Annotated in this window: 23 protein-coding genes; 3 read left to right on the forward strand and 20 right to left on the reverse strand. The window is 56.5% G+C overall.

Annotated elements, in window-relative coordinates:
- Nucleotides 1-2: 2 nt before the first annotated feature.
- From hflK to ndk, 12 genes are all read right to left on the reverse strand, one after another.
- Nucleotides 3-1,322, reverse strand: coding sequence for an FtsH protease activity modulator HflK (hflK, locus tag ACDI13_RS01515; protein WP_316988234.1), 1,320 nt, complete (start codon nt 1,320-1,322; stop codon nt 3-5).
- Nucleotides 1,306-2,394 (reverse strand): GTPase HflX, encoded by a 1,089-nt coding sequence (gene hflX / locus ACDI13_RS01520; RefSeq protein ID WP_316988240.1) that lies wholly within the window; start codon nt 2,392-2,394, stop codon nt 1,306-1,308. The genes hflK and hflX overlap by 17 nt, the downstream gene beginning before the upstream one ends.
- 78 nt (nt 2,395-2,472) lie before the next feature.
- On the reverse strand, nt 2,473-2,709 hold the full coding sequence (gene hfq, locus ACDI13_RS01525) for an RNA chaperone Hfq (RefSeq protein ID WP_003799329.1): 237 nt from the start codon (nt 2,707-2,709) through the stop codon (nt 2,473-2,475).
- A gap of 116 nt (nt 2,710-2,825) precedes the next feature.
- The gene (gene hisC, locus ACDI13_RS01530; RefSeq protein ID WP_316988233.1) at nt 2,826-3,908 is read right to left on the reverse strand and encodes a histidinol-phosphate transaminase; all 1,083 of its coding nucleotides are present in this window, start codon (nt 3,906-3,908) and stop codon (nt 2,826-2,828) included.
- Nucleotides 3,908-5,266, reverse strand: coding sequence for a ribosome biogenesis GTPase Der (der, locus tag ACDI13_RS01535; protein ID WP_316988232.1), 1,359 nt, complete (start codon nt 5,264-5,266; stop codon nt 3,908-3,910). Before der ends, hisC begins: the two co-directional genes overlap by 1 nt.
- Nucleotides 5,263-6,441 (reverse strand): outer membrane protein assembly factor BamB, encoded by a 1,179-nt coding sequence (bamB, locus tag ACDI13_RS01540; RefSeq protein ID WP_372372632.1) that lies wholly within the window; start codon nt 6,439-6,441, stop codon nt 5,263-5,265. Before bamB ends, der begins: the two co-directional genes overlap by 4 nt.
- Nucleotides 6,442-6,444: 3 nt before the next feature.
- Nucleotides 6,445-7,080, reverse strand: coding sequence for a tetratricopeptide repeat protein (locus ACDI13_RS01545; RefSeq protein ID WP_316988231.1), 636 nt, complete (start codon nt 7,078-7,080; stop codon nt 6,445-6,447).
- Nucleotides 7,081-7,082: 2 nt separating this feature from the next.
- The gene (gene hisS / locus ACDI13_RS01550) at nt 7,083-8,366 is read right to left on the reverse strand and encodes a histidine--tRNA ligase (RefSeq protein ID WP_316988230.1); all 1,284 of its coding nucleotides are present in this window, start codon (nt 8,364-8,366) and stop codon (nt 7,083-7,085) included.
- 42 nt (nt 8,367-8,408) lie between these two features.
- A complete protein-coding gene (gene ispG / locus ACDI13_RS01555; RefSeq protein WP_316988229.1) occupies nt 8,409-9,695 on the reverse strand; it encodes a flavodoxin-dependent (E)-4-hydroxy-3-methylbut-2-enyl-diphosphate synthase in 1,287 nt (428 codons plus the stop codon).
- A complete protein-coding gene (locus ACDI13_RS01560; RefSeq protein ID WP_316988228.1) occupies nt 9,692-10,186 on the reverse strand; it encodes a helix-turn-helix transcriptional regulator in 495 nt (164 codons plus the stop codon). Before ACDI13_RS01560 ends, ispG begins: the two co-directional genes overlap by 4 nt.
- Entirely contained in the window at nt 10,183-11,331 is a 1,149-nt protein-coding gene (gene rlmN, locus ACDI13_RS01565; RefSeq protein WP_316988227.1) for a 23S rRNA (adenine(2503)-C(2))-methyltransferase RlmN, read from the reverse strand. Before rlmN ends, ACDI13_RS01560 begins: the two co-directional genes overlap by 4 nt.
- Before the next feature lie 151 nt (nt 11,332-11,482).
- On the reverse strand, nt 11,483-11,908 hold the full coding sequence (ndk, locus tag ACDI13_RS01570; protein ID WP_009455885.1) for a nucleoside-diphosphate kinase: 426 nt from the start codon (nt 11,906-11,908) through the stop codon (nt 11,483-11,485).
- Between the two features lie 253 nt (nt 11,909-12,161).
- Between ndk and ACDI13_RS01575 the strand changes: the two genes are divergently transcribed.
- Entirely contained in the window at nt 12,162-15,014 is a 2,853-nt protein-coding gene (locus ACDI13_RS01575) for a valine--tRNA ligase (protein ID WP_372372634.1), read from the forward strand.
- A 148-nt stretch (nt 15,015-15,162) separates the two neighbouring features.
- On the opposite strand, the gene ACDI13_RS01580 is transcribed toward ACDI13_RS01575, so the two are convergent.
- The 8 genes from ACDI13_RS01580 to ACDI13_RS01615 all read right to left on the reverse strand — a co-directional run bounded on the left by ACDI13_RS01580 (nt 15,163) and on the right by ACDI13_RS01615 (nt 22,803).
- Entirely contained in the window at nt 15,163-16,011 is an 849-nt protein-coding gene (locus ACDI13_RS01580) for a class I SAM-dependent methyltransferase (RefSeq protein ID WP_316990281.1), read from the reverse strand.
- A 73-nt stretch (nt 16,012-16,084) separates the two neighbouring features.
- Entirely contained in the window at nt 16,085-16,846 is a 762-nt protein-coding gene (gene trmD, locus ACDI13_RS01585; protein ID WP_316990282.1) for a tRNA (guanosine(37)-N1)-methyltransferase TrmD, read from the reverse strand.
- Nucleotides 16,847-16,934: 88 nt separating this feature from the next.
- Nucleotides 16,935-17,534, reverse strand: a complete 600-nt coding sequence (rimM, locus tag ACDI13_RS01590; protein ID WP_316990283.1) for a ribosome maturation factor RimM — start codon at nt 17,532-17,534, stop codon at nt 16,935-16,937.
- 33 nt (nt 17,535-17,567) lie between these two features.
- Nucleotides 17,568-17,828 (reverse strand): 30S ribosomal protein S16, encoded by a 261-nt coding sequence (rpsP, locus tag ACDI13_RS01595; protein WP_009455906.1) that lies wholly within the window; start codon nt 17,826-17,828, stop codon nt 17,568-17,570.
- Between the two features lie 136 nt (nt 17,829-17,964).
- Complete coding sequence (locus ACDI13_RS01600) at nt 17,965-18,219, reverse strand: sulfurtransferase TusA family protein (RefSeq protein ID WP_316990284.1); 255 nt, start codon at nt 18,217-18,219, stop codon at nt 17,965-17,967.
- Nucleotides 18,219-20,846, reverse strand: coding sequence for an alanine--tRNA ligase (alaS, locus tag ACDI13_RS01605; protein ID WP_316990285.1), 2,628 nt, complete (start codon nt 20,844-20,846; stop codon nt 18,219-18,221). Before alaS ends, ACDI13_RS01600 begins: the two co-directional genes overlap by 1 nt.
- A 284-nt stretch (nt 20,847-21,130) precedes the next feature.
- Entirely contained in the window at nt 21,131-22,063 is a 933-nt protein-coding gene (puuE, locus tag ACDI13_RS01610; protein WP_316990286.1) for an allantoinase PuuE, read from the reverse strand.
- An 11-nt stretch (nt 22,064-22,074) separates the two neighbouring features.
- Complete coding sequence (locus ACDI13_RS01615; protein ID WP_316990287.1) at nt 22,075-22,803, reverse strand: GntR family transcriptional regulator; 729 nt, start codon at nt 22,801-22,803, stop codon at nt 22,075-22,077.
- Between the two features lie 232 nt (nt 22,804-23,035).
- Here ACDI13_RS01615 and uraH point away from each other — a divergent pair, with 232 nt between their 5' ends.
- Nucleotides 23,036-23,389, forward strand: coding sequence for a hydroxyisourate hydrolase (gene uraH / locus ACDI13_RS01620; RefSeq protein ID WP_316990288.1), 354 nt, complete (start codon nt 23,036-23,038; stop codon nt 23,387-23,389).
- A 58-nt stretch (nt 23,390-23,447) separates the two neighbouring features.
- The gene (locus tag ACDI13_RS01625; RefSeq protein WP_316990289.1) at nt 23,448-24,680 is read left to right on the forward strand and encodes a urate hydroxylase PuuD; all 1,233 of its coding nucleotides are present in this window, start codon (nt 23,448-23,450) and stop codon (nt 24,678-24,680) included.
- Nucleotides 24,681-24,946 lie beyond the last annotated feature (266 nt).

A 24,946-nucleotide genomic window follows, 5' to 3' on the forward strand; every position in this document is an offset into this window, starting at 1 on the left:
TCCTAGCGTGCGTATGGGGAATAAGGGCTGACCAGGGAGCCCAGCGAGGTATCCAGGCCGGCTGAGTTAGCAGGTGCCGGCGCTTTGGGTACCGAAGCCGGTGCGGGTGAACGGCTTACCTGCCCTTGCACCGACGCAGAAACGACTGGGGCAGACGGCTCCATATCGGTACGGCTACCCACCTGACGCACGATCTTGTCCAAAGGCAGATAAAGCATGTTGTTATCGCTACGGGTATCAACCAGTACCTTGCTGGTGCTTTCCAGGATTTCCTGAATCGTGGACAGGTACAAACGGTCTCGCGTGACACCAGGAGCCTTCACATACTCGGCCTCGACGCTGCCAAAACGTGCGGTATCACCCTTGGCATCACCAATGACGCGAGCCTTATAACCTTCGGACTCCTGCATCATGCGAGCCACTTGACCTGCCGCTTCGGGCAATACCTTGTTGGCGTAGGCCTGACCTTCATTGATCTGACGCTCGCGGTCCTGACCGGCCTTGACGGCATCATCAAAGGCTGCCTGAACCTGCTCGGGCGGTTGCACGTTCTGGATCGCCACCGTGCTGATCTGAATACCTGTGCGGTAACGGTCCAGAATGGACTGAGCCAATTGCTGCACATCCGACGCAATCTGTGTACGGCCAGAATACAGAACAGTGTCCATAGGCTGTTTGCCCACGACCTCACGCATGGCGGTCTCTGCCGCCTGACGTACCGACTCGTCCGGATTATTGGTGTTGAACAAGTAGTCCGGTGCACCGGTAGGCAACAGGCGATACTGAACCACGTACTGCATATCAACGATATTCTCGTCGGTCGTCAGCATCAGGGACTCAGGCAAGACCTTGTTGCGCGCACTTCCGCGGTAGCCCACCTCGAAAGTACGCAACTGCGAAATATTGACGGTTTGATAATCCTCGATCGGGGCTGGCCAACGCCATTGCAGACCAGGATTCAAGGTCTTGGTGTACTCGCCAAAACGCGTCACCACAGCAACCTGACCTTCTTGCACAATGGTAAAGCCACTGGCCATCCACAAGCCTACTGCCACCACACCGCCGATAATCAGCAGCTTGGGTGAGCCTTTAGGCATGGTTGGGCCATTGCCACTACCCGGAGGCATGCCACCAGGAGGGGAACGACGCCCCTTTTTACCGAATAAAGATCCCAAGCGACTATTGAAGTCACGCCACACCTCGTCGAGGTCAGGCGGGCCATCTTGTTTCTCGGGGCGGCGAGGTGGCTCGGAACCGTTTTTGCCACTGTCTCGTCCCCAACCGGGATCATTGAGATTGAATATTTTATTGTTCAGACGCATTGTTTTCCGCGAAATGACCTGATTCGACGATTGCTGTACGCAAACCATCCAATCCGATGCGCTCTAAAGCGCTAACAAAGACTCGGGCAATAGTACCATGTTCATCCCGCTCTACCCTTGGCTCATAGCCGGCTTGGTCAATTTTGTTGTAAACCAAAATGCGAGGTATTTCATGGGCCCCGATGTCCTCCAGAACCTTATGAACTTCAGCGATCTGCTCATCGCGTTGAGGGTTGGCCGCATCGACCACATGCAGCAATAAATCCGCATGGACCGTCTCTTCCAGCGTGGCCCGGAAAGCGGCAATCAGGGTCGGTGGCAATTCACGAATGAAACCCACCGTATCCGAAATCACGACCTGCCCTGCCCCTTCGATCCAGATACGACGCGTGGTGGTATCCAAGGTCGCAAACAACTGATCGGCAGCGTAGGCCTCCGCACGGGTCAAGGCATTGAACAAGGTGGATTTGCCCGTGTTGGTATAGCCCACCAGCGACACTGACAAGGTGCCGCTGCGAGAACGGGCACGACGCTGGGTGCTGCGTTGGCGCTGTACCTTGGCCAGACGTTCGCGCAAGGTACGGACTTTGTCACCAATCATCCGACGGTCCATTTCCAACTGCGACTCGCCCGGACCCCGCATCCCGATACCACCCTTCTGACGCTCCAAGTGCGTCCACATCCGGGTCAATCTAGACGTCAGGTGTTGCAATTGAGCCAGCTCGACCTGCAACTTACCCTCATGGCTTTGAGCGCGCAGGGCAAAAATATCCAGAATCAGAGCGACCCGGTCTACCACTCGCAACTCCAGCTTGCGCTCCAGGTTACGCTGCTGGGCCGGACTCAAAGCATGGTCAAACAGCACCACTTCAGCGCCGGTAGCTTTGACCAGGGCGACAGCCTCTTCCAGCTTGCCCGTACCGATATAGTAGGCAGAGTCTGGACGGGAACGACGCACGACCATCAGTTCCATAATCTGGGCGCCAGCGCCTTCAGCCAGCATGACAAACTCTTCGGCATGGGCCTTGTAGTCCAGCTCGCCCATGTCCACACTAATGACCAGTGCCTTCAACACTTGCTCCAGAAACAAAGACCCGCCCGCGGGCACCGCGAGACGGGTCTTTCAGAGTACAAAGAACTGGGTGAAGATTTACTCAGCCTGCTCATCCGCAGCCAAAGTAACAGGGCGTGCAGGAACGACGGTAGAGATCGCGTGCTTATACACCATTTGAGTGACGGTATTGCGCAGCAGTACGACATACTGGTCGAAGGACTCGATCTGACCTTGCAGCTTGATGCCGTTGACCAGGTAGATCGACACAGGAATATGCTCCTTGCGCAGCGCGTTCAAAAACGGGTCTTGTAGAATTTGCCCTTTATTGCTCATTGGTGAGGCTCCGGTTATGTTGTTTTTCCAGAAATGGAAGCGAATCCCATTACTTTACCGGGTTTTCCCTGAATTCGCACGTTCCAAACTGGAGATTTTTATCTAATAAGTGTATATCAGGCGCCTTGCCCTAAAATCTGCCGCAAACTGTTGCACAGTCGGGCACATTGCTCGGGCGATCCTACCGTAATACGTAAATACTGCTCAATGCGTGGCTGGCGGAAGTGGCGAACCAAAATCCCCTGTTCACGCAAGGCTTGCTGAATACCCGCTGCCGAATGCTTAGGGTGGGTTGCCATCAAAAAGTTCGCTTTCGAGGGCAAAATCTCGAAACCCAACGTCTCCAGATCAGCACGCAATTGTTCACGTGCATCAATCACTGCCTGACACTGACGGTCAAAATACGCCGTATCCTTCAGGGATGCGACGGCACCCACCTGGGCGATCGTATCCATGGGGTAGGAGTTGAAACTGTCTTTCACACGCTCCAGAGCCTGGATGATATCAGCACTGGCCAAGGCGTATCCCACCCGCAAGCCGGCCAAGGCACGCGACTTGGACATGGTCTGGATGACCACCAGATTGTCATACTTATCCAGCAGGCTGACCGAGGACGTGCCACCAAAATCCACGTAAGCCTCGTCCACTACCACGGTCGTGTCAGGATTAGCAGCCAAGATAGCTTCAATATCTACCAAGGACAAAGGAATGCCAGTCGGCGCATTCGGGTTGGCAAAAATAATACCGGCCGGAGGCAGGCTGCGCTTGCGCACGTAGTCCTGCACATTCAGCGTGAAGTCCTCGCGCAGCGGCACGATATCAGCAGGCACACCGAAATACGAGCAGTAAGTGGTGTAGAAGCTATAAGTAATATCGGGCAATAGAACTGGACGCACGCCGCGCAAAAACAAGGCACTGAACACATGGGCCAGCACTTCGTCCGAGCCATTGCCCAAAAAGACATTATTGGCTTTGACGCCATGGTTGTGCGCCACAGCATCACGCAGCTCCTGCGCGCTATAGGAAGGGTAAAGACGCAAATCGTCGGTCGCCGCCTGACGGATCGCTTCCAATGCCTTAGGCGACGGACCGAAAGGATGTTCGTTTGTGTTCAACTTCAAGAGGTTATCCAGCTTGACCTGCTCACCTGGCACATAGGGAGAAAGCCCTGCTACATGATCGCTCCACAAACGGCTCATTACGCGTCCTTCAGATAAGGGTTTTTAGATGACTTGAACTCGATGCGCAAAGGCGTGCCTTCCAGCTTGAAGGCCTCGCGAAAACGCGTCTCCAGATAACGGCGGTAGCTGTCCGAAATGGCATCCAGGGCGTTGCCGTGAATGACCACAATCGGTGGGTTCATGCCACCTTGGTGAGCATACCGCAACTTGGGACGGAAAATACCCTTGCGTGGCGGTTGTTGCTGTTCCACCGCTTCTTGCATGACACGGGTGAGTTTGGGAGTCGACAGTTTGGAGAAGGCGGCGGCATGCGCCGCATTGATCGACTTGAGCAAGGGATTGATCCCCTGCCCTTTCAGAGCCGACAAGGTGTGCATCTTGGCAAAGTTCAGGAAACGCAATTTGCGATCGAACTCACGCTTGATCCACTCTCGCTGGTACTCGTCCAGTCCATCCCACTTGTTGATGCCAACAACCAGGGCACGACCAGTTTCCACCACGAAGCCAGCAATACTGGCGTCCTGGTCGGAAATTTCCGTGTGAGCATCGATCATCAGCAAGACTACGTTACAAGCCTCGATTGCCTGCAAAGTCTTGATAACAGAGAACTTCTCAACCGCTTCAAACACCTTGCCGCGCTTGCGCAAACCAGCCGTGTCGATCAGGGTGTACTCCACCCCGTTGCGCTCGAACTCGATTTCAATGGCATCACGCGTCGTACCGGGCTGGTCAAACGCAATCACGCGATCCTCACCTACCAAGGTATTGATCAGGGTAGACTTGCCCACATTGGGACGCCCCACAATCGCCAGCTTGATACGATGCTGAAATTCCTCGTCGTCCTGGCCATCATCGACAGACTCAGGGTTCGGCACCTGCTCCAAAGCCAAGTTAATCAGCTCTTCTACGCCGTCACCATGAGAGGCGGAGATCAGGTAAGGCTGGCCCAGACCCAGTTCGTGGAATTCCACGCCACCGGCCTCGTAACGCATGCCTTCGGCCTTGTTGACGGCCAGCAGCACTTTCTGACCCAGCTTGCGCAGCAACTGCGCAATTTCCAGATCCAGTGCATTGACGCCTTCACGGGCATCGACCAGAAAGACGACCACGTCGGCTTCGGCAATCGCTTGCTGAGTCTGGCGAGCCATCTCCAGCAACATGCCGGTTTTGGCCACGGGCTCGAAACCGCCCGTATCAACCACGATATAGGGGCGGCTGCCAACCCGGCCTTCGCCGTAATGGCGGTCGCGGGTCAAACCTGGAAAGTTCGCCACCAGAGCCGCGCGTGAGCGCGTCAGGCGGTTGAACAAAGTAGACTTGCCGACGTTGGCCCGACCGACCAAAGCCACTACGGGCTTAAAAGAAACGCTTTTCAATTGATTCCAACCAAGACCAAATTACCATTGCCGGTCTGGACCAGAACCCCACGTGGGGTTCCAATCAAGGGCGACACAATGGCACCACCGCCGACACTGACCCGGCCCAACAAGGTGCCGTCCAATCGCGATAGAAAGTGAACATAGCCTTCCATATCACCGGCGGCAAGCGCCTGGGGCAGGACGGCCAAAGGAGCCAGAGCACGGTTACGCAACGCCTTCTGCGTCCAGATGGTTTGCCCGTCTGTCATGGCAAACGCCTCAATCTGACTGCGGCTATTGGCGGCATACAACATATGGTTGTCCGCTGCGATACCGGTACCGGCCGAAAATTCCCTATCCCACACCAGACGCCCGCCTTGGGAGACGTCAAAGCAGGCAACGCGACCTTGGTAGGTTGCACCGCACAGCAGGGGATCGACGACCTGGGGAGCCCCCACGACGTCATTAATGCGCTCCAGGTCCGTCGCACCACGAGAAACAGAAATACTGCCTTCCCACACCAGATTACCCTGGGCCGCATCAAGCGCCATCAGGCGCCCATTGGGCATGCCTGCCAGCAACAAGCCGTCGATAATGCGCATTTGCATGCTGGTTTTCAAGGACAACGCCGGACCAGGACGCTGGATGCTCCAACGCAAATCCCCCGTACTGGCATCAAAAGCCTGCAGACGGTAGTCGCTGGTGCGCACCACAACCACACCGGCACCCACAACTGGAGGCACATTCACGGCGCTGCTGCTACGGCTACGCCACAACTCCTTGCCCGAGTCGTCAAATGCAATGACATTGCCGTCCACCGAAGCCACGGCTGTCACCACGCCATCGGAGCCCGCACCGGCCGTCAACTTCTTACCGGCATTGGTCGACCACTGCACACGGCCCGTGTCCAGGTCCACCTTGTTGACCTGACCCGATACCGTCGCGGCGTAGACCGACGAGCCGGCCACTTGCGGCGCGAAGCCTGAATCTGCACCGCTGCCAATAGAAGTACTCCAACTGATCTTGGCGGCCACACCAGGGGTGTATTCGGTCAAGGGAGCCGGCTCAAAACGTGGATCCTTGCTGGAGAACATGGAGCAACCAGCCAAAGCGGTCAGACTCAGGGCCAGAGCACTCAGGCGCAAGACACGCATGGCAGAGGATGAGGATGGGCGAGTAGTAGAAAGAGACATGCGTTAAGCTCCTGCCAGGGCATCAAGTTTGATCTGAACCAACTGCGAAATAGGGTCTTGCTTGAGCAACTCCACGGCCTGTTTCCAGGCGTCACGCGCGGCATCGTTCTGTCCTTGAGCGGCCAGAATATCGCCTTTACGGTCCGCAAACAGACCGGCAAAGCTGGCAGGAGGATTCGTCAACTGAGCCAGAGCTTGGTCGTAGTTCTTTTGTTCCAACAAGATGCCAGCCAGACGCAGATTTGCCAACGGAGTCAGCGCGGGGTCATGGTTGGTTTTGACCATCCACTCCAGTTGCTCACGAGCTGGCGTCAAATTGCCGCGTTGCTGCAAAGCCTGGGCAGCCAGCAAGACACCACGAGAGGTGTAGCCAGACTTGGGAAAATCGTTACGCAATGTCGTGCTGGCAGCCAGAATACGAGCATCGGCCTCTTCGCCAGTCTGGGCCGCCGCACTTTCCAGCGCCTCAAAGTAGCCCATGGCCTGACCTGCCTGATGACCCTGATACCACTGCCAACCACGCCAGCCCGCTACCGCTGCCAAAGCGGCAAAAGCCAGCACGATGCACAAGGTGCCCCAGCGGTCCCACCATGCTCGCATGGCATCTAGTTTTTCCTGTTCTTCAAGATCGTAGGCCATGCTCAAATCCTTGCTGACAAAACACTGGCGAGTTCAGAAAAATCAACAGACTGTTGCTGCTCGGCGCCATCCGCAGCACGCAACCATTTCACACTGGCCTGTTCTTTTTGGAGTTCGTCATCACCCAAAATAACGGCGACCTGCGCGCCACTGGCATCAGCCCGCTTGAACTGGGACTTGAAGCCACTGGAGCCTGCGTGGACAATCACCTGCAAACCGGCATCACGTAATTGCTCGGCCAACAACGAGGCTTTGCGCTGGGCAGCCTCGCCTTGGTGAACCATATATACCTGACATTCAGGAATGGCTGGCTGCTCGCCATCTTGCGAGCACAGGTCCAGCAATCGCTCCATGCCAATGGCAAACCCCACGGCAGGCGAAGGTTTGCCACCCATCAACTCAATCAGACCATCGTAACGGCCACCGCCGCACACGGTGCCTTGTGCGCCCAGTCGATCGGTTACCCACTCGAACACGGTCAAGTTGTAGTAGTCCAGACCACGCACCAGACGCGGGTTCAGCGTGTAGGCAATACCGGCATCATCCAGACGATCACACACGCCCTGGAAGTGAGCACGAGACGCTTCGCCCAGAAAGTCGAACAGGCGTGGAGCCGCATTGGCCATTTCCTGCATGGCCGGATTTTTGGTATCCAGCACGCGCAAGGGGTTGGTATACATACGGCGCTGGGCTTCTTCGTCCAGCACGTCCTTGTGAGCCTCCAGGTGCTCGATCAAAGCCGCACGGTGGGCTGCACGCTCCTCTGCCTGGCCCAGGGAGTTCAGCTCCAGACGGATGTCCGTCAGACCCAGCTTCTTCCACAAACGGGCCAGCATGACGATCAGCTCGGCATCCACGTCCGGCCCGGGCAGACCCAGGGCCTCCACGTCGATCTGGTGGAACTGACGGTAGCGGCCACGCTGCGGGCGCTCGTGACGGAATACCGGCCCCATCGCATACACACGATGAGGGCGATCGTACAAGAGGTTATGTTCGATAGTGGCGCGCACCATGCCCGCCGTAAACTCGGGGCGCATGGTGAGCTTGTCGCCGTTAAGCGAGTCGGTAAAGGAATACATTTCCTTCTCGACAATGTCGGTGACCTCGCCAATACCACGGGCAAACAACTGGGTATGTTCCAGCACCGGGGTACGCATATTGCGATAGCCATAGCTGGCCAACCAGTCCCGCACCAGAGCCTCCAGGGCTTCCCACTGTGCGCTTTCACCCGGTAAGGTGTCTTTCATGCCCGTCAGGGCGCGGAGCTTTTGAAACTGCTGCGTCATAATTCTAATGGTTTGCTCGCCATAGACTGACAAGCGTGTTGATCAAACCGTTGATGTTTTGCCGTAGCGGCGCTCAACGTAATTCTGGACAATGGTCTGAAATTCCTGAGCGATAGTATCACCCTTCAGGGTCACCACCCGCTCGCCATCCACATAGACGGGTGCCGAAGGCACTTCCCCGGTTCCTGGCAAGCTGATGCCGATATCGGCGTGGCGGCTTTCCCCCGGACCATTGACCACACAGCCCATCACCGCGACGTTCATGGTTTCCACACCAGGATACAGATCTTTCCAAACGGGCATCTGGTCACGCAAATAGCCTTGAATATCGTTGGCCAGCTCCTGGAACACCGTACTGCTGGTGCGACCACAACCCGGACACGCCACCACCATCGGAGTGAAGGCACGCAAACCCATAGTCTGCAAAATTTCCTGAGCCACCACCACTTCACGGGCGCGATCGCCACCGGGTTCGGGCGTCAGGGAAATACGAATGGTGTCACCAATGCCTTGCTGCAGCAAGACGGACAAGGCGGCCGTAGATGCCACAATCCCCTTGCTGCCCATCCCCGCTTCGGTCAAACCCAGATGCAGGGCGTAATCGCAGCGCGACGACAAATCCTGATACACCGTAATCAAATCCTGCACATGGCTGACCTTGCAGGACAGCACAATACGTGTGCCATCCAGGCCCAGTTCTTCGGCACGCTGGGCATTGCTGATGGCCGAAAACACCAGGGCATCACGCATGACAGCCTGAGCTGTCCAGGGGTGTACCCGTTGATTATTCTCGTCCATCATGCGGGCCATCAGCTCGTGATCCAGGCTACCCCAGTTCACACCGATACGCACGGCCTTGTCGTAACGGCAAGCAATTTCAATCATCTTGGCAAAGTTGTCGTCCCGACGCTTGCCCCCGCCCATATTGCCCGGATTGATCCGGTACTTGGACAAGGCTTGCGCACATTCCGGGAAATCTGCCAGCAGCTTGTGGCCGTTGTAATGAAAGTCCCCCACCAAGGGAACATTCACCCCCATGCGGTCCAGTTGTTCACGAATAGCCGGCACTTCACGCGCGGCTTCCGGGGTGTTGACGGTAATACGCACCAGTTCGGAGCCGGCTCGCGCCAATTCCTTGACCTGGATAGCCGTTGCAATGGCATCGACCGTATCCGTATTGGTCATGGACTGCACCACGACTGGCGCCGAGCCCCCCAGTTTCACGACATGGTTGCCCCAGCGCACATCCACCGTGCGCGTCACCCGTTTGGGTTGAGCACCAACCGGCAAGGGCTGGCAAGCAGAGGAAGTTCCGGGACCCTGCGTCATTTCTTCAAATCCTTGAGCCAATCAAACACCAGCCACTGATCAGGAACCCAACCTCGATCAATAGCGTAAAAACCAGCGACCAACAACAAAACAACAATGATTAGAATCCAGATCCAGCCGGAACCGCCACGCGACTCCGCATATAGACCCAAGTCCGCACCGGCCAGCCCCGAACCGGCATGATCGCGTGGCACGGGCTTGGGGGCTGCGGTATCACTGACCTGGGCTTCCAGCATGACGAGCACGGCCGAGACATCGGTCTCCAGAAAGCGCGCGTAATTACGCACCATGCCACGCAAAGGCTGCCCACCGGGCAACTGGTCCCACTCCTGAGCCTCCAGAGCCTCCAGTTGCCGAACTGAAAACTTCAGACGAGTAGAGACCTCGTTCAGCGTACACGACTGCGCCAGACGCAACTCACGTAGTGTGGGACCCACACCTGAGCCCGCTTCCGGCGCCGATTGCTTGGTGGGGTCCAGAGTCTCACTCATGCACGTTCCTGTTTGATTTGAATGACGGCCCGATCAGGCAAACGCTGTTCGATGCGGGTGCGATCACGAATATCACCCGCCAACTGTCCACAAGCGGCAGCAATGTCATCGCCGCGCGTCTTGCGTACTGTGGTGACTACCCCGCCATCCATCAGCCGTTGGGCAAACTGCTTGACCCGGGCTGTTGATGAGCGTTTCAGACCGGACTGCGGAAAAGGATTGAAAGGGATCAAATTAAATTTGCAGCGCACAATGCGTGCGATGTCCAACAGTTCCTGCGCATGCTGGTCGGTATCGTTGATGCCGTCCAGCATGATGTATTCAAAGGTAATGAAGTCACGCGGGGCATGCTCCAGATAGCGATTACAGGCATCCAGAAGCTCAGCCAGCGGATACTTCTTGTTCAGCGGGACCAGGCGGTCACGCAGCGCATCATTGGGCGCATGCAGCGACACAGCCAGAGCCACCGGACAATCTTTGGCCAGACGATCCATCATGGGCACCACCCCGGAGGTGGATACCGTCACGCGACGGCGCGACAGACCGTAGGCATTATCGTCCAGCATCAGGCGCAAGGCACCGAGCACCTGATCATAATTGAGCAAGGGTTCGCCCATGCCCATCATGACCACATTGCTGATGACACGCGTGCTGGTTTGCTCGGCATCGCCAATACGGGCCGTTTCCGGCGCACCCAGCAAAGCACGGCGGGCAAACCAAAGCTGGCCAATGATTTCAGAAGTCGTCAGGTTGCGGTTGAAACCCTGGTAACCCGTGGAACAGAATGGACAGGCCACGGTACAACCAGCCTGACTGGATATGCACAGCGTGCCCCGATCGTCCTCGGGAATGAAAACCGCTTCGACGGCGTTATTGCTGCCTACATCAAACAGCCATTTGCGGGTGCCGTCGGTAGATATATGTTCGTGCGACATGCTGGGCGCGGTAACGACACAATTGGCCGTCAGTTGCTCGCGGAACTCGCGCGCCAGATCCGTCATCTGCCCAAAATCGTCCTGTTGACGCTGGTGTATCCAACGCTGCAGTTGACGCGCGCGGAAAGGCTTGCCACCCCATTGGGCGACCAGTTCAACGAGTTGCTCCGGGCCCAGGCCCAGAAGATTGGTAGGTTCGAGCGATGACATAAAAAAATAATACCTTCACGCGGTCTGGCCATTACTTTCTTGCGATGATGCAAAAAAGCCCCCTCTTGTAGGATTTACCCGGCACACCAGAGTTCCAGTGGGCCGGGCAAGTCTTGATCAGAGTGCCGCCAGTACTGCGCGGTTTAGCCCATTAGCGGCTGTAAACGTTGCACTCTGGGAAGAAGAAAGCGATTTCGACAGCAGCGGTTTCAGGAGCGTCGGAACCGTGAACAGCGTTAGCATCGATGCTTTCAGCGAAGTCAGCACGGATGGTGCCGGCGTCAGCTTTCTTGGGGTCGGTAGCGCCCATCAGTTCGCGGTTCTTGGCAATGGCGCCTTCGCCTTCCAGAACTTGAACGAACACAGGACCGGAAACCATGAAATCAACCAGATCCTTGAAGAAAGGACGCTCGGCGTGTACGCCGTAGAAACGCTCGGCTTCACCACGAGACAGGTGAACCAGGCGACCAGCGATCACTTTCAGGCCAGCGCCTTCAAAGCGGGAAATAATCTGACCGATCACGTTTTTAGCAACAGCGTCGGGCTTGATAATGGACAGAGTGCGTTCAATAGCCATGTGAAAATCCAAATAAGAACAATATAGTGTAGTCTTTGCTGCGTAAAGCAAAATGCAGATCCGACGGTTCGCGCTAAATTTTTTAATGAAAACAAGCACTTTCATCAGATTTACGGCAACCCGGCATTTTACCACGCCAAAGACGCACGGCCACATCTTAAAATAGTGCATCTTACATTCGTTTTTTACCCAGGATTAGTCCCGCCCTCTCTGACACCAACCGTGCAATAAGGGGCAGGCAGACCGCATCACCATGACCAACTCATCCGCAACGACCTCCGACGAGCAATTATCCAAGAGCTTTGAACCCCAGGAAATCGAAACGCGCTGGTACGCGCGCTGGGAGCAAGCCGACCTTTTCAAGGGGGGCCAACACGTCCAGCCCTTGGGTGATCACCAGTCCGAACCCTTTGTGATCCAGTCCCCACCGCCAAACGTCACCGGGACTTTGCACATGGGCCACGCCTTTAATCAGACCATCATGGATGGCCTGACGCGCTACCACCGCATGAAAGGCGACGATACGGTCTACATTCCCGGCACCGACCACGCCGGGATTGCCACCCAGATCATTGTGGAACGCCAGCTTGATGCCCAGAACATCAGCCGCCACGACCTGGGCCGCGAGAAATTCCTGGAAAAAGTCTGGGAGTGGAAAGAGAAGTCGGGCAATACCATTACCGGCCAGTTCCGTCGCCTGGGCGCATCCTGTGACTGGAGCCGCGAATATTTCACCATGGACGACAATCTGTCTCGTGGTGTGCTGGAAACTTTTGTCCGCCTGTACGAGCAAGGCCTGATTTACCGCGGCAAGCGCCTGGTGAACTGGGACCCCGTGCTGGGCACCGCCGTATCCGATCTGGAAGTGGTCAGCGAGGAAGAAGACGGCCATCTGTGGGAAATCCGTTACCCGCTGACCACACCTCAAGGCGGTCTGACCCACCTGACGGTGGCCACCACCCGTCCGGAAACCATGCTGGGCGACGTTGCCCTGATGGTACATCCCGAAGACGAACGCTATATCGGCTTGATCGGTCAAACCGTGACCCTGCCCCTGGTAGGCCGCTCCATCCCGATCATTGCAGACGACTACGTAGACCCGGCCTTTGGTACCGGCGTAGTGAAGGTAACTCCGGCCCACGACTTCAATGACTACGCCGTTGGCCAACGCCACGGCCTGGAAATGATCAGCATCCTGACGCTGGATGCCCATATTGCCGACACCGCTCCCGAAGCCTACCAAGGCCTGGAGCGCTTTGCTGCGCGCAAGCAAATCGTGGCCGACCTGGAAGCCCAGGGCCTGCTTAAAGCGGTCAAACCCCACAAGCTGATGGTGCCACGCGGCGACCGTACCAATACGGTCATCGAACCCATGCTGACCGACCAGTGGTTTGTGGCCATGAGCAAGCCTGCTCCGGAAGATTCTCTGCACCCTGGCAAAAGCATCACCCAGGTTGCCCTGGACGTGGTGGCCGATGGCCGTGTGCGCTTCTACCCTGACAACTGGTCCAATACCTACAACCAGTGGCTGAACAATATTCAGGATTGGTGTATTTCCCGTCAACTGTGGTGGGGTCACCAGATTCCCGCCTGGTACGCCGAAGACGGCAGCCTGTTTGTCGCCCACTCCGAAGAGGACGCCCTGGAACAAGCCCGCGCCGCTGGCGTGACCGGCCCACTGCGCCGTGACGAGGACGTGCTGGACACCTGGTTCTCCTCCGCCCTGGTGCCCTTCACCGATCTGGGCTGGCCTGAAGAAACCCCGGATCTGGCCCGTTACCTGCCCTCCAGCGTGCTGGTCACAGGTTTCGACATTATTTTCTTCTGGGTGGCCCGCATGGTCATGATGAGCATGCACCTGACCGGCCGCGTTCCGTTCAACACCGTCTATGTTCACGGGCTGGTGTGCGATATGGAAGGCAAGAAAATGAGCAAATCCAAGGGCAATACCATTGACCCGGTGGATTTGATCGACGGCATCGATCTGGAAAGTCTGGTACACAAGCGCACCTTTGGCCTGATGAACCCCAAGCAGGCGCAAGGCATCACCAAACGCACCAAGAAAGATTATCCCGACGGCATCCCCGCCTTCGGTACGGACGCACTGCGCTTTACCATGGCCGCCTACGCCACACTGGGCCGCAACATCAACTTCGACATGAAGCGTTGCGAAGGCTACCGCAACTTCTGCAACAAGCTGTGGAACGCCACCCGCTTTGTGCTGATGAACACCGAAGGTCATGAACTGCACACCGACGCGCCCGCCGAACTGAGCTTTGCGGATCGCTGGATCATCAGCCTGTTGCAAGGCCTCGAACAGGATGCCGAGCGCGGTTTTGCCGACTACCGTTTCGACAACGTTGCCAATGCCATCTACCATTTTGTGTGGGACGAGTACTGCGACTGGTACCTGGAACTGGCCAAGACCCAGATCCAGAACGGCACGCCCGAGCAGCAACTGGGCACCCGTCGCACCCTGATCCGTGTGCTGGAAGTAGTGCTGCGCGTTGCGCACCCCATCATCCCGTTCATTACGGAAGAGCTGTGGCAGAAAGTTTCGGTGGTAGCCGGCAAACGTGCCGCCAATGAAACTGCCAGCATTTCGGTCCAGCCCTACCCTATCGCCAACCCGGCTGCCATTGACGAACAAGCCCAGGCCCAGGCTACAGAACTGAAAGCCCAAGTGGACGCCATCCGTGCCCTGCGCGGCGAAATGAACATTTCCCCCGCTCAGCGCGTACCGCTGGTTGCCCAAGGCAATGCCGAAACCCTAAAAGCCAACAGCCCGTATCTGGCTGCGTTGGGCAAGCTGGAAAGCGTGGAAATTGTCGATCAGTTGCCTACCGATGCAGGCGCACCGGTACAAGTGATCGGCACCACGCAACTGATGCTGCACGTAGAGATTGACGTGGAAGCGGAGCGTATCCGCCTGTCCAAGGAAATTGAACGCCTGCAAGGCGAAATCAGCAAGGCCGAAACCAAACTGGGCAACGCCAGTTTTGTGGAACGTGCCCCAGCCGCCGTAGTGGAACAGGAACGACAGCGCGTCATTCAGTTTGGCGAAACCCTGGCTAAAGTCCAGCAGCAATTTGCTCGCTTGAACTAAGGGCCGCCCAACACAAAAAACTGGCTCTAACGAACTACACCCCAAAGATTGGAGGCCCATCCAAGCTTTGGGGTGTTTTTATAACGAAGCAGGATAGATAGCTCAAACTGGCTGCATCATGGCACAGCCGTGCCCGACAAGAACATGCTCAGTCCCGACTGGCCTCAAGACCGTACATCAAAGGGATGCAAGCCTGGCCGTCGGGCGCATACATTCGCCGCCCCGGGCCCTCATGCATCTGCTTAAAACCCTTCCAGCCATTGGAATAAGGATATTCTTCCAATTTTCGCAAACGCAAACCGGCCTCCAGCAAGACACCAACAAGTTTAGCCAGGCCCCAACCAAACTCCACACTGGGGTGCGGGTTCTCAAACTCCTGCACACCTTCAGTTTTGCCTGAAAGCAGCAACCCTTCGCCTGATTCCGCCACGTAATCACCCACCCCTTCCGGGAACACCATAGGCTGGTTATTGAAATAATCGTATTTCAACGCCCAGTGCTCATCAAAACAAAGCGCAAAGGGGTGGAACTCCACCAGCACCAAACGCCCCCCAGGTTTCAAAACAGACGCGACGCCCTGCGCCCACGCTTTTAAATCCGGCAACCAACACAAGACACCATAGCTACTGAATACAATATCGTATTGCAGGCCCTGACTGGCAGCCTGCCTCAACCACTGCACCACCTCTTCCCGATGAAACGCGGCCGGAATACCCGTATCCCGAGACAGAGCCGTCGCAAAGGAAATCGCCTCATCCGCGATATCAACCCCAGTCACAAGTGCCCCACGCATGGCCAAACTCAAGCTATCCTGCCCGCAATTGCACTGCAAATGCAGCAGGGAGTGCCCCTTGAGCTCACCGAGCAGCTCCAGCTCCTCTGGAAACAAGGTAGAACCACCACGGCGAAAAAACTGAGCCTGATCCCCTTTATGGCTATTGTGAGCCAGTGTTGCCGCATTCCAGGACTGGCGATTTTGTTGCTCAACTTTACTCATATCCCCCTCATGGGCCACCCTAAGCTGCACACCGTCAGATTACTTGCCCAATGCGGCACCCATCCCAAGCCACTTATGGCACGCCCCCGTCATCCAGCGAGGCCAGGAAACGCTCATCTGCCTTGCTCAGCTCACCCCGATGACGGGCCTGTTCGATCAACTCCGGGCGCCGCAAAGCGGTCAAACGCAAAGACTGCTCACGCCGCCATGCCTGAATGCGGCCATGATGACCGGACATCAAAACCTCAGGCACCGCCTGATCACGGTATATCTCGGGACGGGTGTAATGAGGACTATCCAGCAAGCCGCTATTGTCAGCATGAAAAGAGTCCTGACGAGCTGAATCAGCATCATTCAGCACGCCGGGCAAGAGCCGAATCACGCTATCAATAATCGCCAGTGATGCTATTTCACCGCCAGACAGCACAAAGTCACCCAAAGACAGTTCCTGAGTGATACGCGCATCAATAAAGCGTTGATCGATACCCTCATAGCGACCGCAAACCAGAACCGCACCAGGGCCTTGAGCCAGTTCTTGAGCCACCGTCTGATCAAAACGTCGCCCTGTAGGACTCAGCAAAATCACTTCCGGACTATCGCTACGATCAGCCAAAGCCTGATCCAGGGCATCATTCAAGGGCTCAGCCAGCATTACCATGCCAGGGCCGCCGCCATAAGGACGATCGTCTACGGTACGGTGTACATCGGTGGTGTAGTCGCGCGGATTCCAGGTCCGCATCTGCCAGATGCCCTGTTTGTGCGCACGGCCAGTAACACCAGCCTCGCTGACCACATCAAACATGTCCGGAAACAGGGTCAGGGCATCAAATCGCATGAGGACTCGGCAAGAGAAAAAAGCAGATACGCGTTACAAACTCCGACCGGTCGGGCCAGAACAATGCGCGTACGCAGGATTGAAACGATCAAATCGCCCAGTGGCTGTGCAGTTCGCGGGCGGACATATCCACCGTATGCACAATGGCTTGCACAAAGGGAACCAGCTCTTCCAGCGGCCTGCCCTGCTCGTCTTTTACAGGCGTAAAGACACCTTCGACATCCCAGGAACCACGATGCACGACCAAAATGGAATGGGCACCGTTATCCAGTACTTCCACCACTTTGCCCAAGCTTTCAGGCTGGCCGTCTTGCTCGCCAAAGAAGCGACAACCGATCAGATCGACCCAATAAAATTCATCTTCGTCCGCTTTAGGAAAAGCGGCACGGGATACCCAAACGGTATGCCCCTTGAGAGCTTGAGCCAGCTCTCGATTATCCAGACCTTCAAACTGCGCCACGATGGTTGCACCATGCTGCTTTGCGGCTTGTATTTGTCTGGGTGACGTAGACGCAAAAACGCCCGCCTGAGATTCAGGCCGGGGCGTTTTTAACCACCACGTTTTTGCATTCAGCAGCGCCTTGGTCTGCATGGAGTGCGGCTGGATTTTGACCCAACCACGCACACCATAAGCGGAAACAATACGACCGAGCTCAACAAGGTCAGCAGGAATCGCGGGTTGCTTCACACTAGACGCTACTAAAAAAACAGGCGAATCAACTTAGGCAGCCGAAGCAACCTTAGCCGAGTATTCTTTCAACAGGCGAGCCACAGCAGGCGAAACCTGTGCACCGTTGTCGGTGAAGTGCTTAACGCGATCCATTTGCAGACGCAGGTTTTCATGACCTTCGCCAGCGACGGGGTTGTAAAAACCCAGACGTTCGATGAAGCGACCATCACGGCGTTGGCTCGCCTCGGCGGCTACTACGTTGTAAAAAGGACGCTTTTTGGAGCCACCACGGGCCAAGCGAATTACCACCATTGATAATCCCTTTATTGTGTAAGGTAAACAAAAAATTCTAGCACTATTCCGGCAAGCATGCCAAAAGTAACACGCTAAGATAGCAGATTCAGTGCTAGATACGCAACAGACAAAGCAGTATTCTACCGCCGTCGGCTTAACGACGGCGTAAAAAATGCAGAGTTTTTTCGGCTTGCTGGTGTTGAGCCAACAGTTCGTTGCCAGTTTGGCGACAAAAAGCCTGAAAATCTTGAATGGCGTGCTGATCGGTCGTGATGACCTTCAACACTTGCCCGGACTCCAACTGCGCCAAGGCTTTCTTGGCACGCAAGATGGGCAAGGGGCATTTCAGCCCGCTTGCATCTACCTGCAGGTCGCTGCTGGGCAAAGCGCCGGTCTCGGGCATCGTCATTACGCACCCAACTTGCTTTGTACCCAGGCCTGCACGGAGGCATTGGCCTGTGGCAAGACGCTGGCATCGGTACCACCACCCATGGCCATCTCAGGACGGCCACCGCCCTTCCCGCCCATTTGCGAGGCCACAAAGCCCACCAGATCACCCGCCTTGACCTTGGAGGTCAGGTCAGGCGTCACGCCTGCCACCAGGCTGACTTTGCCGTCCGCCACGATAGACAGCAAAATCACGGCAGACTGCAGCTTGTTCTTCAACTGATCGGCCATTTCGCGCAGGGCTTTGGCTTCCACACCTTGCAACGTGGCCACCAGCAGGCGGCTGCTTTCATTCAACGGAACAGCCTGAGCCAGCAGATCCTGGCCTGCTGAAGCCGCCAGCTTGGATTGCATTTGTTCGCGCTCGCGCTCCAGATCCTTGATCTGACCTTGCAAGGCGCTGATACGGGCAACCAGACCTTCTGGCTGCGTACGCAGACTGGCAGAAGCGTCGTTCAACAAGCGTTCCTGGGCTTGTACCCAATGCAGGCTGTTGGTGCCGGTAATGGCTTCGACACGGCGCACGCCAGCGGCAACACCGCCTTCCGAGACAATCTTGAACAAGCCAATATCACCCGTGCGCTGAACGTGCGTCCCACCGCACAGCTCGCGCGAGAAACCGATGTCCAGCACACGCACTTCATCACCGTACTTTTCACCAAACAAAGCCATGGCACCGCCGCTGACAGCGTCGTCAAACGACATTAGTTGAGCTTGCACGGCCTGGTTAGCCAGAACCTGCTCGTTCACGATGGCTTCGACCTGAGCGATTTGCTCGGCTGTCATGGCGGCATCGTGCGCAAAGTCAAAACGAGTCTTTTCGGCGTCCACCAAGGAGCCGCGCTGTTGAACGTGACCGCCCAGCACCTGACGCAAGGCCTTGTGCATCAAGTGCGTGGCCGAGTGGTTACGGATCACACGCTCACGACGCTCGGTATCCACCTGGGCTTGAACAGTCTGGCCCACGGTCAACGTGCCAGCGTTCAGTACACCTTGGTGACCGAAAACCTGATTGGAAATCTTTTGGGTATCTTGAACGTCAAAGGACAGCCCTGTGGCGTCGCTCAAGACACCGGCATCACCCACCTGACCGCCGGATTCGGCGTAGAAAGGGGTGGCGTCCAGAACCACGACTGCTTGCTGGCCCTGGGCCACGGACGGCACCGAGGTGCCGTCCACATACAAGGCGGTAACCGTGCCGCTGCCTTCCAGGGTGGTGTAACCATCAAAGCGGGTTTGCACGCCGGAATAGCTCAGGCCTTCGGCTGTTTTGAACTTGCCCGAAGCACGGGCCATCTGACGCTGGTTTTCCATGGCGACGTCAAAACCGTCCAGATCGACCTCTATGCCACGCTCGCGGCAGATGTCGGCGGTCAAGTCCACCGGGAAGCCATAGGTGTCGTACAAGGTGAACAGCGTCTGGCCGTCCAGCTTGGCATTCTCTGGCAGGTTGGCCAAAGCGCCTTCCAGAATACGCATGCCGTTTTCCAGCGTTTCGCTGAAACGCTCTTCTTCCTGACGCAACACTTGCTCGATACGCTCGCGCTGGCTAAGCAGCTCGGGGTAGGCTTCGCCCATGGTCAAGCCCAGGTCCTGCACCAAACGGTAGAAGAACAAGCCCTTCTGACCCAGCTTGTGACCGTGACGCAAGGCACGGCGAATAATACGGCGCAGCACATAGCCACGGCCTTCATTGCTGGGGATGACCCCGTCAATGATCAAGAAGCTGCAAGCACGAATATGATCCGCAATCACCTTGAGCGAGTTGTTGCTCAGGTCGCTGGTCTTGGTTTCGCGTGCGGCGGCCTGAATCAGGGATTGGAACAGGTCGATTTCGTAGTTGGAGTGCACGTGCTGCAGCACAGCCGAAATACGCTCCAGGCCCATGCCGGTGTCCACACAAGGCTTGGGCAGTGGTGTCATGGTACCGTCGGCGGAACGCTCGAACTGCATGAACACCAGGTTCCAGACTTCAATGTAGCGGTCGCCGTCTTCCTCAGGCGATCCGGGAGGGCCACCCCAGACGTCGGCGCCGTGATCGTAGAAAATTTCCGAGCAAGGGCCACAGGGGCCGGTATCGGCCATCTGCCAGAAGTTGTCCGAGTTGTAGCGTACGCCGCCCTTGTCACCGATGCGGATAATGCGTTCTTTGGGTACACCAATTTCCGAGGCCCAGATATCGTAGGCTTCATCATCCTCTTGGTAGACGGTAACCCAGAGTTTTTCGGCAGGCAGCTTGTAAACCGTCGTCAGCAGTTCCCAGGCATAGCGAATGGCGTCTTGCTTGAAGTAGTCACCAAAGCTGAAGTTGCCCAGCATTTCAAAAAAGGTGTGGTGGCGGGCGGTGTAGCCTACGTTTTCCAGGTCATTGTGCTTGCCACCGGCACGAACACAACGCTGAGAGCTGGTGGCCCGCTTGTAAGGGCGGGTTTCCTTGCCCGTGAACACATCTTTGAACTGCACCATCCCTGCGTTGGTAAACAGCAAGGTAGGGTCATTGCCTGGCACCAGCGAAGCCGAGGAAACGATGTGGTGTCCCTTGGATTCAAAAAAAGAAAGAAACTTCTGACGAATTTCTGAGGTTTTCATTACATGCAACGCGATGGAAAATTTAACTGCCTATTATAAGACGATCAGCCTTGCAGCCCATGCGCGCGCTGCGCTGGCACAACACCTGCCGCCCCGGCAAAGCAGTGAGAAGCCAGGACGCCACACTCCCTTTACGAGCGGCTGCGTAAGCGTCAGATAGTACTGTTTTCAGCGGGTAGAAACAACAATTCCGACCCTGGCGAGTCGGAATGTGGGTGCGTCCTGCTCAGATTCAGGATGCCGTCTTGTGAGGCCAGAAGGCGGGAGCCCTGGCCCTGCCCCAGTCAGGCCTTGGGCTGATAAGGATGGTGCTCAGCCCAGTGGCGAGCAATATCCACACGACGGCATACCCAGACCCGCTCGTGCGATTGCACATAATCCAGGAAGCGTTGCAAAGCGCGGAAGCGGCCAGGACGGCCGATCAGACGGCAATGCAAACCGATGGACAGCATCTTGGGAGCCTCTTCACCTTCTTCGTAGAGCACGTCAAATGCGTCTTTCAGGTAGGAAAAGAAATGATCGCCGGTGTTGAAACCCTGAGGAGCCGCAAAGCGCATGTCATTGCTGTCCAGGGTATAAGGCACGATCAATTGCGGCTTGACCGTATTGTCGCTGAGCTGAACCTCGGCCCAGAACGGCAGATCATCACCGTAGTAATCGGAGCTGTACAGGAACTGGCCCTCTTCGGCCACCAGACGCAAGGTATTCGGGCTATCGCGGCCGGTGTACCAGCCTTCGGGGTGGTGGCCCAGCAAGTCCGTCAGCACTTTCACGCACTGGCGCATATGCTCACGCTCGACTTCTTCGGACACGTTCTGGTAATGAATCCAGCGGTAGCCATGGCAAGCAATCTCATGACCCAGGCGCACGAACTCCTGTGCCAGCTCGGGATGACGCTCCAGCGCCATGCCCACCCCAAACACGGTCATGGGCAGGCCACGCTTTTCAAACTCGTTCAGAATCCGCCAGACACCGGCACGCGAGCCGTATTCGTAAATGGATTCCATGGACAGGTGACGGTCCGGGTAAGCCGCCGCACCAATAATTTCGGACAGGAACTGTTCAGAGCCCGGGTCACCGTGCAGGACGCAATTCTCGCCGCCTTCTTCATAGTTCAAGACAAACTGCACCGCAATGCGCGCCCGATCAGGCCATTGTGCATGGGGCACGTTTTTACCGTAACCGACCAGGTCACGAGGGTACTTGTTCAAGGACATACCGTCTCCGTTTAGCGTTTTACGCTGAGGGCCCGCCAAGGATCGGCAGCACTGCCATCACCCGCTTCGCTCATGCGATGTTCACAATCACTTAAGTGATGATGCATAGCCAGTTGCGCGCCGTCGGCATCGCCCTGACTAAGCTTGTCCAAAATCTCTTTGTGCTCGTAAAACGAGCAAGCCTGTTCGCCCGGCGTGTCGTGATACGCAATGATGAGTGTGGTGCGCGCGCACAAGGTGTGCATCAACTCGGTCAGCTCGTCATTGCCCGCGCAGCGCGCCAGCATCACGTGAAACGCATTGGACAGGCGCAACCAACTGATGCGGTCGCCATGTTCAAAGGCGTGCTGTTCACGCTCCACCATTTCATATAAACCAGCCAGACGCGCCGGCAGATCCGGGGAGCGGATCAGTTTTTGCAGAATCAAGGCTTCCAGATCACGCCGCAGTTCAAACACGTCCCGTGTTTGCTTGGCCGTCGGCTTCCAGACAAAAGCACCCCGATTGGGCTCAATGACCACAATCTTGTCGTGTTCGAGGGCAGCCAGCGCCGCACGAACGGTCGCCCGCGAGCACTCGAAAATCGTGCACAGCGTGGCTTCCGTCAGTTTGGTGCCCGGTAAAAGACGCCGATCCACCACCGCATCAAAGATCTGGCTATAAACACGCCCGACCTCGCTATCTGCCATGCCTCCCTCTAGCAGCGAGGAGGCGCTGGGCGCATGGGATTCACTCGTCATCCCCTCTTGCCGCCGTATCTGAAGCATAGAAATTCTCGTTATTGACTATTGACAATTATTCGGTACCCCGACAAAATCGTCAACATAAATTGTCGACAATCTGATTCCTCAAACAGAGCGACAGTTTCGGGGCCTCAACCCAGCGCACTGATCCTTGCACCGCTGGCCCCCGGCCGGTTCTCAAAACTGGGCTCGCTGGACCTTTTTTGATCACCATAAACCGGAGACATTTATGGGAAAGCTATCAACCCATGTCCTTGACACGACTCAAGGACGCCCAGCCAGCGGCGTGCGCGTCGATCTTTACTCCATCGAAAACGATCAACGCACTCTGATCAAAACCACTCACACCAATAGCGACGGCCGCTGTGATGAGCCCCTGCTGCAAAGCCAGACCATGCACACGGGCGTTTTTGAACTGGTGTTCCATGCCGGTGACTACTTTGCCGCCAGCGGTGTGGCCCTGCCCGAGCCACGCTTTGTGGATCAGGTCGGCATTCGCTTTGGTATTGCTGATGCCAATGCCAATTACCACGTACCTCTGGTCGTCACCCCCTGGTCCTGGTCTACCTATCGCGGCAGTTGATCGCGTATCCAAGTCGACTTTTCGCTTCTATACGAAACCACTCTGATACGAGATCTTTATGTACGCTTACCTACTTGAGTACGGCAACCTGCTGCTGCGCTGGTTGCACGTCATTGCGGCCGTCGCCTGGATTGGCGAGTCCATCTACTTTGTGATGCTGGACAACGGCCTGAAACCACCTAAAGGCGAAGAAAGCAAGAAACGCGGTGTGTTTGGCGAGATGTGGGCTGTCCACGGCGGTGGCTTCTATCACAACCAGAAATACCTGACCAACCCGGCCGAACTGCCCGATGACCTGCATTGGTCTTTCTGGAAGTCCTACACCACCTGGTTGTCCGGTTTCTTTCTGTTCGCCCTGCTCTACCTGACCAAGCCCGAGTTCTATCTGGTCAACCCCAACAGTCCCTGGGAATGGGCCGCTCAAATGACCGGTACCCAAGCCAACGTCATGGCCATTGCTTTCCTGGTACTGGGCTGGGTGGTCTATAACGGCCTGTGCCGCCTGATCAGCCCCAACATGAACCGCGACGGTCTGCTGAGCGTGGCGGTGGCGATCATGATGGTGGTCGTGGCTTACCTGAGCGCGCACATCTTCTCGGGTCGTGCTGCTTTCTTGCTGACTGGCGCTGTCATGGCCACCAGCATGTCGGCCAACGTGTTCTTCTGGATCATCCCCGGCCAGCGCCGCATGGTCAAGGCACTGAAAGCCGGTCAGGCGCCCAACCCACTGGACGGCAAGCGCGGTAAACAGCGTTCGGTACACAATACCTACTTCACGCTGCCCGTTCTGCTGCTGATGCTGAGCAACCACTACTCGTTCACGTATAACAACCCCAATGCGTGGATCATCATGGTGCTGTTCATCTTTGCCGGCGCCCTGATTCGTCAATACTTCGTGCTGATGCACGCTGGCATCAAAAAGCCTGCCTACCCGGCTGCCGGTGTTGTGCTGCTACTGATCGTTGGCTACCTGGCTGCCCCTGCCAGCCTGAAAGGGGAAGTTGCCAGTGCGCCAGAAGCGGCGAGCGGTGCTGAAACCATCAGTGTTGCCCGTGTTCAGGAAATCATGGATGCACGATGTGTTCAGTGCCACGCGGCCAAGCCCAATGCCGACTTCGGCTTTACGGCGGCTCCTGCTGGCATGTTGCTCGATACCATCGATAACACGGTGCTGCACGCCGAGCAGGTGAAAACCGTGGTGCACTCTATGTACATGCCCTTGGGCAACATGACCAAAATGACCGACGAAGAGCGTGCTGCCATTGCCGCTTGGAGCGGTACCCGCGACTAATGCAGAACAAGGCTAAAGCCTGACGAGCGACAAGCTCCGTAGTCACTTCCAACCCCGATATGATGAAAATCATGTCGGGGTTTTTTCTTGTTTAGAGGGCAGTTGAATGGCCCACCAGGTCTGCTGGCGAACCGATAAGTACGGATGCGCAAGCGTACCAAACCAATGACATGGGGGCTCAAGAATAGGCGGAATTGGAAACTGAGCAGCCCCTAAATAGCAGCGGCCTGAAAAGCCCGAGTGTTGCCAAACACATGTCAAACTCT

The organism is Alcaligenes faecalis, assembly GCF_041521385.1.
Classification (GTDB): domain Bacteria; phylum Pseudomonadota; class Gammaproteobacteria; order Burkholderiales; family Burkholderiaceae_B; genus Alcaligenes; species Alcaligenes faecalis_E.

What these genes read in the sequence shown, in the direction of transcription:
- hflK (WP_316988234.1), bottom strand. Translation starts at nt 1,322, where the DNA reads ATGCGTCTGAACAATAAAATATTCAATCTCAATGATCCCGGTTGGGGA.
- hfq (WP_003799329.1), bottom strand. Translation starts at nt 2,709, where the DNA reads ATGAGCAATAAAGGGCAAATTCTACAAGACCCGTTTTTGAACGCGCTG.
- hisC (WP_316988233.1), bottom strand. Translation starts at nt 3,908, where the DNA reads ATGAGCCGTTTGTGGAGCGATCATGTAGCAGGGCTTTCTCCCTATGTG.
- bamB (WP_372372632.1), bottom strand. Translation starts at nt 6,441, where the DNA reads ATGTCTCTTTCTACTACTCGCCCATCCTCATCCTCTGCCATGCGTGTC.
- ACDI13_RS01545 (WP_316988231.1), bottom strand. Translation starts at nt 7,080, where the DNA reads ATGGCCTACGATCTTGAAGAACAGGAAAAACTAGATGCCATGCGAGCA.
- hisS (WP_316988230.1), bottom strand. Translation starts at nt 8,366, where the DNA reads ATGACGCAGCAGTTTCAAAAGCTCCGCGCCCTGACGGGCATGAAAGAC.
- ispG (WP_316988229.1), bottom strand. Translation starts at nt 9,695, where the DNA reads ATGACGCAGGGTCCCGGAACTTCCTCTGCTTGCCAGCCCTTGCCGGTT.
- ACDI13_RS01560 (WP_316988228.1), bottom strand. Translation starts at nt 10,186, where the DNA reads ATGAGTGAGACTCTGGACCCCACCAAGCAATCGGCGCCGGAAGCGGGC.
- rlmN (WP_316988227.1), bottom strand. Translation starts at nt 11,331, where the DNA reads ATGTCATCGCTCGAACCTACCAATCTTCTGGGCCTGGGCCCGGAGCAA.
- ndk (WP_009455885.1), bottom strand. Translation starts at nt 11,908, where the DNA reads ATGGCTATTGAACGCACTCTGTCCATTATCAAGCCCGACGCTGTTGCT.
- ACDI13_RS01575 (WP_372372634.1), top strand. Translation starts at nt 12,162, where the DNA reads ATGACCAACTCATCCGCAACGACCTCCGACGAGCAATTATCCAAGAGC.
- ACDI13_RS01580 (WP_316990281.1), bottom strand. Translation starts at nt 16,011, where the DNA reads ATGAGTAAAGTTGAGCAACAAAATCGCCAGTCCTGGAATGCGGCAACA.
- trmD (WP_316990282.1), bottom strand. Translation starts at nt 16,846, where the DNA reads ATGCGATTTGATGCCCTGACCCTGTTTCCGGACATGTTTGATGTGGTC.
- rpsP (WP_009455906.1), bottom strand. Translation starts at nt 17,828, where the DNA reads ATGGTGGTAATTCGCTTGGCCCGTGGTGGCTCCAAAAAGCGTCCTTTT.
- ACDI13_RS01600 (WP_316990284.1), bottom strand. Translation starts at nt 18,219, where the DNA reads ATGACGATGCCCGAGACCGGCGCTTTGCCCAGCAGCGACCTGCAGGTA.
- alaS (WP_316990285.1), bottom strand. Translation starts at nt 20,846, where the DNA reads ATGAAAACCTCAGAAATTCGTCAGAAGTTTCTTTCTTTTTTTGAATCC.
- puuE (WP_316990286.1), bottom strand. Translation starts at nt 22,063, where the DNA reads ATGTCCTTGAACAAGTACCCTCGTGACCTGGTCGGTTACGGTAAAAAC.
- ACDI13_RS01615 (WP_316990287.1), bottom strand. Translation starts at nt 22,803, where the DNA reads ATGACGAGTGAATCCCATGCGCCCAGCGCCTCCTCGCTGCTAGAGGGA.
- uraH (WP_316990288.1), top strand. Translation starts at nt 23,036, where the DNA reads ATGGGAAAGCTATCAACCCATGTCCTTGACACGACTCAAGGACGCCCA.
- ACDI13_RS01625 (WP_316990289.1), top strand. Translation starts at nt 23,448, where the DNA reads ATGTACGCTTACCTACTTGAGTACGGCAACCTGCTGCTGCGCTGGTTG.